We start from the raw sequence: 12,769 nt of genomic DNA, 5'->3' as shown, positions 1-12,769 counted from the left end.
GGGCAAGATAAGCGAATAGGAAAAGAGGGAAGGACATGCGTATTCGGGTTCAAAAGTTTGGCGGGACCTCCCTGTCCACGCCTGAAGCCAGAAAACATGTGCTGGAACATATCCAGGCCGCGCGCAGCGAGGGTTGCCAGCTTGTCGTTGTTGTATCGGCGATGGGGCGGCAGGGAGAGCCTTATGCAACCGACACTCTGCTCGGTTTGATCCGGCAGAATGGCGACCAGCTTCCTTCAAGGGAGAGGGATTTGTTGATGTGTTGCGGAGAATGGATTTCCGCAGCGAATTTGTGCAGTCTCATCCAAGCGGAAGGCATTCCGGCCGCCGTTCTGACCGGCGGGCAGGCGGGGATCGAAACGAATGACGCCTACGGCAACGCACAGATTGTTTCGGTTCAGCCGAAGCGGATCCTGGAGCATCTGGACCGGGGCGAGGTTGTCATCGTCGCCGGGTTTCAGGGACAGACGGCCGATCATGAGTTTACGACACTCGGACGCGGAGGAAGCGACACGTCCGCTACCGCGATCGGCGGGGCGCTTAAAGCGGAAGTCGTGGACATTTTTACCGACGTAAACGGAATTCTGACGGCGGATCCGCGCATCGTTGAAGATGCCAGGCCTTTAACGCGTGTAAGTTACGCGGAAATTTGCAACATGGCCCACAACGGGGCCAAAGTGATTCATCCCCGCGCGGTGGAAGTAGCGATGCAGGCTAACGTCCCGGTCCGCGTGCGTTCGACTTTCTCCAAAGAGGAAGGTACGCTCGTGACCAATCCCGACTCCTTGTACGGGGCGGAGAAGCGGGTTGAAGACCGTCACGTGACGGGGATCGCCTATTTCGGGAATATTACACAAATTCAAGTGCCTGCGGCTGAGGGCCAATACGACCTTCAACTACAAGTATTCAAAACAATGGCGCAGCACAGCATCAGCGTCGATTTTATTAACGTAAATCCTTCGGGGGTTGTTTATACGGTATTTGATCACGTGGCGGAAAAAGCGCTTGAACTGCTGCGGGGACTCGGCTATAAACCCACTTCACTGAGTGGATGCGCTAAAGTGTCCGTAATCGGAGGCGGGATGAACGGTGTTCCGGGCGTTATGGCGAAGATCGTCGAAGCGCTTACGGAAGAGAACATCCGGATTCTGCAATCCGCGGACTCCAACACCACCATCTGGTGCCTGGTACACGGGGAAGATATGGTTAGCGCGGTAAGGGCACTTCATAAATCGTTCCAACTGCATAAATAGGCAAAAAGCATACGTAGGAGGCGGGAATTTTGGACTTCGGAAGAGTAATTACAGCAATGGTAACTCCCTTAAATGAACAGCTGGAAATCGATTGGGATCAGGTGGGCCCCCTGGTCGATTACCTGATTAACGAGCAGGGCAGCGAAGGGCTGGTCGTTTGCGGAACGACCGGCGAATCGCCGACCTTGACGGACGAAGAGAAGCTGAAACTGATTGAAGCCGTCGTGAAGCATGCGAACGGACGGTGCAAGGTCATTGCGGGAACCGGCAGCAACAACACGCATCACTCGATCGAGTTATCACGGGAAGCGGCCAAGCTGGGCGTCGATGCGATCCTGCTCGTCGCTCCTTACTATAACAAGCCCAGCCAGGAAGGTTTGTATCAGCATTTTAAAGCCGTCGCCGAAGCCGTCGATGTGCCGATTATCCTGTACAACGTTCCAGGCCGCTCCATTGTTAACATTGATGCGGAAACGACGATCAGGCTCTCCCATGTGCCGAACATCGTGGCTACCAAAGACTGTTCGGGTACCGACCAGTTAACGACCGTTGCCGCCGGAGCGGCCGAGGGCTTTACGGTGTACAGCGGTGACGACAGCATGACGCTTCCCGCGCTGGCCGTCGGCTGTCACGGCATAATCAGCGTAGCGAGCCATGTTGTCGGCAAAGAAATGCGCGGACTGGTTGAAGCGTATACATCCGGTGATGTCAAGCGCGCGGCTCAGCTCAACGCGAAGCTGCTCCCGGTATTTAGCGGTTTATTCTGCGCTCCGAGTCCCGCTCCGGTCAAATACGCCCTTCAATTGAAAGGGATGGAGACGGGCAGCGTACGTTTGCCTTTAATCGATTTGAGCGAGCGGGAGCAGGCTTTCGTGGCATCTCTGTTTTAAATCAATCGCAAAAAAATGTTTCTTACGACCGGTGCCGGATGGCATCGGTTTTGTCATTTTAGGAGAGACTACAAATCATATACGCACCAACTTGTAATCGGGTAGATCTTTCCTGTATAATGGTGGCAAGTGACTGGTTCGGTTTCATTATAAAAATCGTCGTCAAATGAATTCAAGGAGGTTACTTTTTTGTCTAAGAAAAATAATGATAAAGTTCTGATTTTTGCCCTTGGCGGCGTGGGCGAAATCGGTAAAAATATGTATGTGGTGCAGTATGCGAATGATATTGTGGTTATCGACAGCGGTTTGAAGTTTCCTGAAGAAGATATGCTGGGAATCGACATTGTCATTCCGGATATCAACTACCTGCTCGAGAATAAGGACAAGGTCCGCGGCATTTTGCTGACTCACGGCCATGAAGACCATATCGGAGGCTTGCCTTACGTACTTCGGCACTTGAATGTGCCTGTTTACGGTACGCGCCTTACCCTAGGTCTTGTCGAGAACAAGCTGAGAGAAGCGAATCTGCTTGGCGAAACCAAGCGGATTCTGATCAATGCGGATTCCGAGCTTAATTTGGGAACGATTACAGCCACGTTCTTCAAAACCAACCACAGCATTCCGGATTCCGTCGGGGTTGCTCTTGAAACTCCCGAAGGAGTCATCGTGCACACCGGAGACTTTAAATTCGACCAGACACCGGTTAATGATCAATATGCTGACCTGCACCGGATGGCCGAAATCGGACAAAAAGGGGTTCTGGCCCTTCTTTCCGACAGCACCAATGCCGAGAAACCCGGATTCACGGGTTCTGAGAAAAGCGTCGGCGTTACTATCGAGGAAGTATTCCGTAAAGCCAAGCAGCGCGTAGTTATCGCGACTTTCGCTTCGAACATTCACCGTGTTCAGCAGGTGATCGATGCGGCTGAGGCTACCCGCCGTAAAGTTACGGTAATCGGTCGGAGTATGGTTAACGTGGTGTCGATCGCTTCGGAACTCGGATATCTCCGCGTTCCGGACGGTATGCTGATTGAACCTGAAGAAGTAAACCGTATGGCGGCCGACCGCGTGGTCGTTCTCTGCACGGGCAGCCAAGGGGAGCCGATGTCGGCTTTGACCCGTATGGCTCGCTCCACACATCGCAAAGTGGACATTCTTCCAGGCGATACGGTAATCATTGCAGCTACTCCTATTCCGGGTAACGAGCGCTATGTCGGCCGTACGGTAGACGAACTGTTCCGCTTGGGTGCGGACGTTATCTACGGACCGGGTTCCAAGACGGGCGTACACGTTTCCGGACACGGAAGCCAGGAAGAGCTTAAGCTCATGCTGAACCTCATGAAACCGAAATATTTTATTCCGATTCACGGGGAATACCGCATGCTTCGTCTTCACGGTCAACTTGCCGAATCCGTCGGAGTGGACCAAGAAGATATCTTCATTCTGGATAACGGGGACACCGTTGAAATCCAGGGAGGAGTAGCTCGTAAAGGTGCAAGAATTCAGGCAGGCAACATTTTGATCGATGGACTCGGTGTCGGAGATGTAGGTAACATCGTCTTGCGCGACAGAAAGCTTCTTTCCCAAGACGGCATTCTGGTCGTTGTCGTGACACTAAGCAAACAGGATGGGACCATTCTTTCCGGTCCGGACATCATTTCCCGCGGCTTTGTATATGTCCGCGAATCCGAAGGTTTATTGGACGAAGCGAACCGTATCGTGACGAGTACGCTGAATAAGTTAATGAATGATAACGTAAATGAATGGGCGTCTTTAAAAACACATGTGAAAGACGCGCTTGGACGATTTTTATATGAACAAACCAGAAGAAGACCAATGATTCTTCCGATCATCATGGAAGTTTAGTCTCTCAAACTAGTCACTTAACCCAACCGAAACCAAAGCTCTCTCCATTTCCGGAGAGGGCTTTTTTAAATGCTCCCACACTCTCTTTCACCGCGGCCTCAGAACATGTGAATAAAGTGATGGCGTTCCTGCCTACACTAACCCCGATGATCAATTAGGAGGAATAGCTATGGGATACGGTAATCGATATAAAGGACAGCAGAACAGACCTTCCTACACGGGAGCAGATATATCCCCCGACCGCTACGCGGGCAGAAACGAATATACTTCCCAGCAAATGAATGCCGGTATTTCCGCGAGCAGCGGTGCGCTCCACAGAGGGAACGGTTACGGTGGTCAACAGAGCGTGGGACAGAGTCCTGCCGATGCGGGGAATGCGTACTCTGCTTACTCCGGCGGGCCTCAAAGAGGCGCCTATGGACAGGTGAATGCCAATCCCTATAACGGGGCACCACCGTACGGCTACAGACAAAACGAAACCTCCGGCACAGCAGAAGAAGAGGTTAACGAAGCCGATCAGGTGACGCTGCAGCAGGTTCATTATGAAGAACTGGGAGAAGGAGCACCTGCGTTTAGAGCGGATTCCTCCGTTACAAGTGACTACAGCCCGCGTCCTCAGGCCCCTTTTCCCGGACCGGCTCCTTTTAACGAGCCGCCTTCCTTCCGAAGCGAAGAGCAGCCGACGGAAGAGCAGAAGAAGCTGGCGGCGGTTGAGACTATCCAGCAGCTTGGGCAGATTAACACGCCGGCGGGCGAGTCGAACATCTACTGCATGAGTATTATCGGTCAGGTGGAAGGACATATCGTACTGCCCCCGCAAAACAAAACGACAAAATATGAACATTTGATTCCTCAGCTGGTGGCAGCCGAACAAAATCCGAAAATTGAGGGTATCCTCGTTATTTTGAACACGGTTGGCGGCGATGTGGAAGCGGGACTTGCCATTGCCGAGATGCTTGCAACGATTTCGAAACCCACGGTTACCCTTGTACTGGGCGGCGGGCATAGCATCGGTGTGCCGATCGCGGTCAGCTCGAACCGTTCTTTTATCGCCGAAACGGCTACCATGACGATTCATCCGATTCGCCTGACGGGACTTGTCATCGGTGTGCTTCAAACGTTTGAATATCTGGAGAAAATGCAGGAACGGGTTACCCGTTTTGTCACGAAGCATTCCAAAATATCCGAAGAGCAGTTCAAGGAGCTTATGTTCAAAACAGGCGAGCTGACAAGAGACATCGGAACTACGGTTATCGGCCAGGATGCCGTTAAATACGGATTGATCGACGAAGTGGGGGGAATCGGCCAAGCTATCGCCGAACTGAACCGGAGAATCGAAGAACGGAGAGCTTCCCGGGGAGGCGGCACGGCATGACCCATTACACGATACTGCCGGATGAAATTGTCTACGAAGGCTGGGACGAATTCGAGCCCCGCTTCCGGGACGTTGAAATCAGCGGAATCCTCATGCAGGTGGAAGCTGTCGACGAGAGCAGCGTGCGGATCGTGCGTCTATACAGTCCGGAGCCAAAACATTACTTAAATCCGCTTTTTACGCCAGGAAGTCTGATTAATTACGTGCCCGGCCCGCAGGGGATCTAGGCACTGCCGCCCGTGTTCCGCCTACCGAAACTGTGGTATAATGATTTATCGGAGGTGGAATAGAGTGGCAAAACGCCGTAAGAAAAGCAAGACGGTCAAGACTAATCTCATGTTTGAACTGTACGGTATTTTAATCCTGATTTTCTCGGTCATTGCACTGGCCAGGGAAGGTCATGTGGGACGTTCGTTTCATTACGTTTGCCGCTTTTTCATCGGTACGTGGGATTTTCTCATCCCGCTGATCTGCATATACATAGCACTGCATGTTATGGTGAAGCGTTCCTGGCCCTCACGATGGACAACCCGCAAAACCGGGGTTTTGTTAATTGTGACGGGTCTTCTTGTCATGAATCATATTAATTTATTCCAAGCTCTTTTTCTTGAAGGCGACTATCAAGCGACAACGATTTTGTCGGTAACATGGGAAGCTTTGAAGCAGGGTCTCCAGCCCGCCAACGGCAAAATTTTATTGAACGATGTGGGCGGAGGAATGATCGGAGCGATCGTCTACAGCCTGCTGTACTTTTTGTTTGACAACATGGGCGCGCGTCTAGTGCAGTTCGCCTTATTTGCGATCGGGCTCATTCTGGTGACCAATTTGTCTTACGTGGAAGCCGTGCAGAAACTGCGCGCGCGCGGGCAACATTTTTTTACCTTGCTGGAAAAGAAATTCCAGAGTATGCAGCGCGGTAAAGCCAAATCCTCCCCGGCTGCCAAATCAAAAGGGAAGGCCCCCGTTTCCGCAAGCAAAAGCGAACGAACCTACAAAGAACCTGACTTCCCGTATGACGACGAATTCGACGAGGAAGTATACCGCCCGTACCCGAAGAGGAAGAAACCTCGTTTCCTCCAGCTTTTAAAGCAGCCCGGCCCTCGGCAGGATGACGATTTCGATGAGGACGACTTGGCTGTATCCGGTGCCGGCAGCGCTCATCCCGAGGAGAAGGTCGTCTATAAAGTCGATCCGCCCCTGAATTCCGCTTCGCTGGATATGAACGATGAACCGCAGGCCGAACGTGAATTTTCCACCGTTTTCCGGGACTTTCAAGAGCAGGTGCAGAAGGAAGAAAAGATTGTCCCTTCCGCTCCGGTGCCCGGAGGCGTGACAGGAACGGCTGCGGTCGTGGGACCAAAAGCGTCTCCGTCTGCCGACGCAGAGCAGATTCCGGCCGATGAGCCGCTTGAAGCTATGGAAGATCTTCAGCTGGGTGATGCCGCCGTGCCGCCGGTTCTCCCGCCTTACGACCTGCCGTCTTTGACGCTTCTTTCGAAGCCCGCTGCCGGCAAGGGCTCCGAGATGGCGGATTACAAAGCGAACGCCCGCAAGCTTGAAGCGACGCTGGAAAGCTTCGGCGTACGTGCGAAGGTGCTGGAAGTTGTCCGCGGGCCTGCGGTAACCCGGTATGAAATTCAGCCGGACGTAGGGGTGAAGGTAAGCCGGATCGTCAGCTTGACGGATGATATCGCACTTGCCCTGGCCGCCAAAGACATCCGGATGGAAGCGCCGATTCCCGGCAAATCCGCGATCGGCATCGAAGTGCCGAACTCGGAGGTATCCGTCGTTACGATGCGCGAGGTAATGGAGACATCCGCTTTCCAGGAAGCGAGCTCCAGATTGTCCGTAACCTTGGGCAGGGACATTTCCGGACAGCCGATTGTCGGCAACCTGGCGAAGATGCCCCATCTGCTCGTCGCGGGCGCTACGGGCTCGGGTAAATCCGTCTGTATTAACGGGATTATCACAAGCATTCTTTACAAAGCGAAGCCCAACGAAGTCAAGTTTCTGATGGTCGACCCTAAAATGGTCGAGCTCAATGTGTATAACGGGATTCCGCACCTTATGGCACCGGTCGTCACCGATCCGAGAAGGGCATCTCTTGCCCTGAAAAAGGTCGTCGTCGAAATGGAGAAGCGGTACGAGCTGTTCTCCAAGAGCGGTACGCGGAACATTGAAGGCTACAATGCCATGCTGATCGAGAACGGGACGGAAGCTCCGCTTCCGTACATCGTCGTCATCGTGGACGAGCTGGCCGATCTGATGATGGTGGCGGCCAACGATGTGGAGGATGCCATCTGCCGGCTTGCCCAGATGGCACGTGCGGCCGGAATCCATCTCATCATTGCGACCCAGCGCCCGTCCGTGGATGTCATCACCGGCGTTATTAAAGCGAATATTCCTTCGCGTATCGCCTTCGGCGTATCCTCGCAGGTCGACTCGCGGACGATTCTGGACATGGTGGGGGCCGAGAAGCTTCTCGGCCGGGGCGATATGCTTTACCTGCCTGTCGGAGCGTCCAAGCCCGTCCGTGTCCAGGGGGCTTTCCTTTCCGATCAGGAGGTCGAAACGGTGGTCAATTTCGTCCGGACCCAGCAGGAAGCGAATTACCGGGAAGATATGGTGCCCCAGGTGGAAGAGCAGCCGGAGCAGCAGGACGAGTTCGGCGACGAGCTCTACGATCAGGCCGTGCAGATCGTCATCGAAGCCAAGCAGGCTTCGGCGTCCCTGCTCCAAAGACGGATGCGCATCGGCTATGCGCGCGCGGGACGGCTCATCGATTCCATGGAATCGAATGGAATCGTCGGGCCGCATGAAGGAAGCAAGCCGCGTGAAGTGCTTATTTCGATGGAGCAGTTCCAGCACAATCGCATGAGTTCCTGATTCAAGCTTTAAGAACGCCCTGCCGGGTTTACGGCAGGGCGTTTTTGGTGCATAGAACGTTTCCTCCTTTCTCATAATAATCACTAACAGCCAGTCATCATGAGAGAAAGGTTGATAATGGAGCATGAATAAACGCATGAACAAACGATTGATCGCCATCACGGTTTGCGTCGTATTTACGCTGTTTGCGGCTCTGCAGATTAAGCAGAACTTCACGACTGAAGCTACCTTCAGCAAAAATCTCATCAGTTATGGAGCCAAAGGCTCCGATGTCAACGAGCTGCAGGGAAGACTCAAGTTTCTGGGATTTTACACGGGGACCGTAGACGGCGATTACGGCTGGAGAACACTCCGGTCCGTCAAATGGTTTCAAAGCGAGTTCGGTTTGAAAGTGGACGGCCATGTAGGCCCCAAAACGAAGTTAAAGCTGTGGGAAGCCACCAAGAGACTGGAAGCCGACGGCGGCTGAAGCCGGTCAGGCAGGCAATGCAGGCAACGCGGCAGGTCCGGCCGGTCAAGGGAACCAAGGCGGCGGCGGTACGGCCGCTCCCGGTTCGAATCTGACGCCGACGACGCACAAAGGATTTTCCAAATCCGACCTCGATCTGATGGCCAATGCCGTTTACGGCGAATCCCGCGGCGAGCCTTACATCGGGCAGGTGGCCGTTGCGGCGGTCATTCTGAACCGCGTGGATTCGGCGAGCTTTCCCAACACCGTGTCGGGCGTGATTTTCCAGCCCGGAGCTTTTACCGCCGTAGCGGACGGCCAAATCTGGCTTACGCCGAATGAGAACGCCAAAAAAGCAGTCCGGGACGCTATCAACGGCATGGACCCTACCGGAGGCTGCGAATACTATTTTAACCCCGAAACGGCCACGTCCAAATGGATTTGGACACGTCCGCAGGTGAAAACTATCGGCAAGCATATTTTCTGCAAATAAGCTGAACTGAACAGAACGACAGAGGAAGTGACCGCTCGGTTGCTTCTTCTGTTTATGAAGGAATATAATGGGTATAGCCATTTGAAGAACCGAATAGTTTAGACCCAAGACGGTTGTGAAGGGAGAACGACAGCATTGAGCACTCAACAGTTTGAACGGAGTACACTGCGGCAGATCCGGCTGCATGTGCTGCCAACGGACCGCTATAAAACATTCGCCATTTCCGCTTACATAGGACGTCCCCTTTCCGAGGAAGACGTGACGCAAACGGCTTTGATCCCTTTTGTTCTTAGAAGAGGAACGGAGAGCTATCCCGATACGAAACAGTTCCGCGAACATCTCGACGATCTCTACGGAGCGGGTTTCGGTTTTGACATTTACAAGCGCGGGGATTACCAGATCGTTCAATTCCGCATGGATGTGATCAACGACCGGTTCGTGTCTTCCCCCGAATCTCTTTTGGAGAAAGCCCTTTCGTTTCTGGGCGAAGCCATTACGAAGCCGGCGTCCGAAGGAGACGCTTTTCTTTCCAAGTATGTGGATTCCGAGAAGGAAACGCTGCGCAAGCGGATCGAATCGATCATTAACGATAAAATCCGTTTTGCCGCCGAACGCTGCATTGCCGAAATGTGCAAAGATGAGCCGTACCGGCTGCATCCGCTGGGGGAGCTGAAAGATATTCCCGCTTCTACCCCGGAATCTCTTTTTGCCTATTTCAAAAAATGGCTGGCGGAAGCGCCGATCGACCTGTACGTAGTCGGCAACACCACCCTCCAGGAAGTCGAGAACATCGTGAGCCGTTCGTTCCGGCTGGAAAGGGAAGAGAATCCCCGCTACACGCGTACCGCGCCTCAGCGCCGGACGGGGGAGACCAACGTTGTCGTGGAACGGTTCCCCGTTACGCAGGGCAAGCTGAACATGGGTCTGCGCACACCGATTACGTACGGAGACGACGCGTATCCCGCAGCGCTTATGTATAACGGCATTCTGGGCGGCTATCCGCATTCCAAGCTGTTCTTGAACGTGCGCGAAAGAGCGAGCCTCGCTTATTACGCTTCTTCCCGTCTTGACGGGCACAAAGGCATTCTGACGATCCAATCGGGGATCGAAATGCAGAATTACGAGAAAGCGGTTGATATTATCCGCAAGCAGCTGGAAGACATGAGAACCGGCTTTATCAGCGATATCGAGCTCAGCCAGACGAGAGCGATGATCGCCAATCAGCTGCGGGAAATGCAGGATTCCGCCTTCGAGCAGATCGCGTTTGATTTCAATGCCGTCCTGTCGGGCAAAGAGCGCACGGCGCAAGAGCTGATCGACGGAGTGACGAACACAAGCATCGCAGAGATTCAGCAGGCGGCCGAGGGAGTATTCCTGGACACCATCTATTTCTTGAGGGATGAAAAGGAGGAAGCCAAGTGAACGTCATTCCCTATCCTCACTTAAACGAGACCATCTATGAAGAAAAGCTTCCGAACGGCCTTCACGTATATGTGCTGCCCAAGGAAGGCTTCCAAAAAACGTATGCGACGTTTTCCACCCGCTACGGGTCGATCGATAACCATTTTCAAGTGGAAGGCGGGCCCGAAATCCGCGTGCCGGACGGAATCGCCCATTTCCTGGAGCATAAAATGTTCGAGGAGCCTACGGGCGACGTTTTCGCCACGTTCGCATCCCGCGGAGCTTCCGCAAACGCGTTTACGAGCTTCGAGAGAACGGTTTATCTTTTCTCGGCTACGGGCCAGATTATGGAGAACATCACCACCCTGATCGACTTTGTCCAAAATCCGTATTTCACGGAAGAAAATGTGGAGAAGGAAAAAGGCATCATCGGGCAGGAAATCAACATGTACCGCGACAATCCCGACTGGAGAGCTTATTACGGCCTGATCGAAGCCTTGTACAGCAAACACCCGGTGCGGATCGACATCGCAGGGACCATTCCGTCCATTACCGAGATTACGAAGGATATGCTTTACGACTGCTACCACACGTTCTACCACCCGAGCAATATGACGGTTTTTATCGCTGGCGGGGTAAATCCCGAAGAAGTGATCTCCCATATCCGGGCCAATCAGGCGGCCAAAACGTTCAAGCCACAGGGCGAGATCCGCAGATTTTTCGAGACCGAGCCGGAAGCCGTCGAAACGGAGCGGAAAGAGACGGTTTTACCGGTATCTCTGCCTAAATGCCTGTTCGGTTTTAAAGAAAAAGCTCTCGGGGAAGAAGGAGACGCCATCCTCAAAAGAGAGCTCACGACGAAACTGGTATTGGAAGTCCTGCTGGGCGCAAGCTCCCCGATCTACCAGAAGCTGTATAACGAAGGGCTTATTTCGGACAGCTTCAGCCATGAGTATAATTCATCTCCGGAGTATGCGTTTTCCGCGATGGGCGGGGATACGAAAGATCCGGATCTGCTGCTGAGCCGTATCCGTGAAGAGCTGGACCGCGCTAAAGCGGAAGGGCTTGACGAAGAAGCTTTCGAACGGAGCCGCAGAAAAAAAATCGGCGGATTCCTGCGGATGCTTAATTCTCCCGAGGCTATCACGAATGAATTCACCCGGTATCTGTTTAAAGGTGCCGATATGTTTAACATTTTGAAAGTTTACGAATCGATCACCAAGGAAGAGGCGGAGTCCAGACTCCGCGAACACTTTGACTGGAGCCGCTTTGCCGTTTCGCTCGTGCGAAGCGAGCGTCCGTGACGGGGCTCCGGCCGTTTACCGAGCAGACGGTCCTCGTAACGGGCGGCAGCCGCGGTATCGGAGCGGCCGTCGCCGAACGGTTTGCCAAGCTGGGCATGAACGTGGTGATCCATTATCTGCAATCACATGAATCCGCGAATGAAGTGGCGCGCCGATGTATGAACCATGGGGCGAAAGTCATGACGGTATCCGCGGATCTGAATTCGAAGGAACAGATTGTCGCGATGCGCGACAAAATGGAGCAGCGCGGATTTATGCCGGATGTGCTGGTCAATAACGCGGGAATCTCCCATTACGGGCTCCTTTCCGATGTGACGGAAGAGGATTGGGACCGTGTTATGGACATTAATTTGAAGGGAACCTTTCTGTGCAGCCAGCTTTTTATGGAACGGATGATCTCGCGGAAATACGGCCGGATTATTAACGTGTCTTCCATCTGGGGCATTTCGGGCGCATCCTGCGAGGTCATTTACTCCACGGCAAAAGGCGGCATCAACGCGTTTACGAAAGCGTTGGCCAAGGAGTTCGCTCCTTCCGGGGTCACCGTCAACGCGGTTGCGCCGGGAGCGGTCGATACCGATATGATGTCCGGCTTCGACCACGCGGAGAAAGAAGCGATTGCAAGCGAAATACCCGCCGGCCGTTTTGCGGCGCCCGACGAAATCGCCTCGCTGGTGTACTTCTTGGCTCTGCCGGAGTCCGGTTACATCACGGGCCAGATTATCAGCCCCAACGGCGGCTGGCTGACTTAAGCGGTATTCCCTTAATTACCAAGGGTCTGAGCGGCCTTGCGGGAATATTAGATTGTCCGGATGCAGATATTACAGGTGTTCCTCTCATCCTAACAATCCAA

The 12,769-nt window shown here is 53.4% G+C and carries 9 protein-coding genes and 1 pseudogene; all 10 read left to right on the top strand.

Annotation, left to right across the window (positions count from 1 at the left end; genetic code table 11):
* Positions 1–35: 35 nt before the first annotated feature.
* The 10 genes and pseudogenes from dapG (at position 36) to ymfI (ending at position 12,668) form a co-directional block, all read left to right on the top strand.
* Positions 36–1,253 carry an aspartate kinase gene (gene dapG, locus ABC395_RS16350; RefSeq protein ID WP_413004721.1) on the top strand — a complete coding sequence of 406 codons (1,218 nt, stop codon included), beginning with the start codon at positions 36–38 and terminating at the stop codon, positions 1,251–1,253.
* 29 nt (positions 1,254–1,282) lie between these two features.
* A complete protein-coding gene (gene dapA, locus ABC395_RS16345) occupies positions 1,283–2,143 on the top strand; it encodes a 4-hydroxy-tetrahydrodipicolinate synthase (protein ID WP_413004719.1) in 861 nt (286 codons plus the stop codon).
* A 189-nt stretch (positions 2,144–2,332) separates the two neighbouring features.
* The gene (locus ABC395_RS16340) at positions 2,333–4,009 is read left to right on the top strand and encodes a ribonuclease J (RefSeq protein ID WP_413004717.1); all 1,677 of its coding nucleotides are present in this window, start codon (positions 2,333–2,335) and stop codon (positions 4,007–4,009) included.
* A 700-nt stretch (positions 4,010–4,709) separates the two neighbouring features.
* Positions 4,710–5,384 (top strand): ClpP family protease, encoded by a 675-nt coding sequence (locus tag ABC395_RS16335; protein ID WP_258042385.1) that lies wholly within the window; start codon positions 4,710–4,712, stop codon positions 5,382–5,384.
* Positions 5,381–5,611, top strand: coding sequence for a YlzJ-like family protein (locus ABC395_RS16330; RefSeq protein WP_413004715.1), 231 nt, complete (start codon positions 5,381–5,383; stop codon positions 5,609–5,611). Before ABC395_RS16335 ends, ABC395_RS16330 begins: the two co-directional genes overlap by 4 nt.
* Positions 5,612–5,675: 64 nt before the next feature.
* Positions 5,676–8,270, top strand: a complete 2,595-nt coding sequence (locus ABC395_RS16325; protein ID WP_413004713.1) for an FtsK/SpoIIIE family DNA translocase — start codon at positions 5,676–5,678, stop codon at positions 8,268–8,270.
* A gap of 136 nt (positions 8,271–8,406) precedes the next feature.
* Positions 8,407–9,211 (top strand): annotated as a pseudogene (gene sleB / locus ABC395_RS16320) (spore cortex-lytic enzyme).
* Positions 9,212–9,346: 135 nt separating this feature from the next.
* Entirely contained in the window at positions 9,347–10,633 is a 1,287-nt protein-coding gene (yfmF, locus tag ABC395_RS16315) for an EF-P 5-aminopentanol modification-associated protein YfmF (RefSeq protein ID WP_413004711.1), read from the top strand.
* Positions 10,630–11,916: an EF-P 5-aminopentanol modification-associated protein YfmH gene (gene yfmH / locus ABC395_RS16310; RefSeq protein WP_413004709.1), complete on the top strand. Its 1,287-nt coding sequence runs from the start codon at positions 10,630–10,632 to the stop codon at positions 11,914–11,916. The genes yfmF and yfmH overlap by 4 nt, the downstream gene beginning before the upstream one ends.
* Positions 11,913–12,668, top strand: coding sequence for an elongation factor P 5-aminopentanone reductase (ymfI, locus tag ABC395_RS16305; protein ID WP_413004707.1), 756 nt, complete (start codon positions 11,913–11,915; stop codon positions 12,666–12,668). The genes yfmH and ymfI overlap by 4 nt, the downstream gene beginning before the upstream one ends.
* The last annotated feature ends 101 nt before the right edge of the window (positions 12,669–12,769 follow it).

Source organism: Paenibacillus canaveralius, from assembly GCF_047238265.1.
Lineage (GTDB): Bacteria > Bacillota > Bacilli > Paenibacillales > NBRC-103111 > Paenibacillus_F.
The sequence above is the reverse complement of the archived record's forward strand: the minus strand, read 5'-3'. Positions and strand labels throughout refer to the sequence as shown.